The 439-nt window shown below is 31.7% G+C and carries 1 protein-coding gene; it reads left to right on the top strand.

Features of this window, described 5'->3' with window-relative positions; translation table 11 throughout:
* On the top strand, positions 1–439 hold a 439-nt coding region (locus AOA60_RS14685; RefSeq protein WP_143522443.1), incomplete at both ends, for an EAL domain-containing protein.

Genomic DNA, 439 nt, shown 5'->3' with positions numbered 1-439 from the left:
GTCCATTATCTAAAATTGAAGCTTTACTTGAGATGCAATGGATCGATCAAGTAATAAGAAAAGAGCTTATCACTTGTTATTATCAACCAATAATAAATGTGAAAAAAGAAGTGTATGGTTATGAAATTCTAGCTAGATTTCAACAAGAGGATGGTTCAATAATTTATCCAAATAAAATTTTTGAGGCAGCAAGAGAACGGGGAAGGCTTTATGCATTAGATAAATTGTGTAGAATGACTGCAGTAAAACACGCAACTTCAATTAGAGGGAAGAAAACATTTATAAACTTCATTCCAACATCTATTTATTCGCCTGAACATTGCTTAAAATCGACGACACAATTAGCAAACAAGTTAGATTTGGATCCTTCTCTTTTAGTTTTTGAAGTAGTAGAGACGGAAAAAGTTGAGGATGTTGATCATCTTAAAAGTATATTAAC

The sequence above is a fragment of the Pseudomonas sp. 2822-17 genome (assembly GCF_002742485.1).
GTDB classification, from domain to species: Bacteria; Pseudomonadota; Gammaproteobacteria; order Pseudomonadales; family Pseudomonadaceae; genus Aquipseudomonas; species Aquipseudomonas cyclaminis.
The sequence above is the reverse complement of the archived record's forward strand: the minus strand, read 5'-3'. Positions and strand labels throughout refer to the sequence as shown.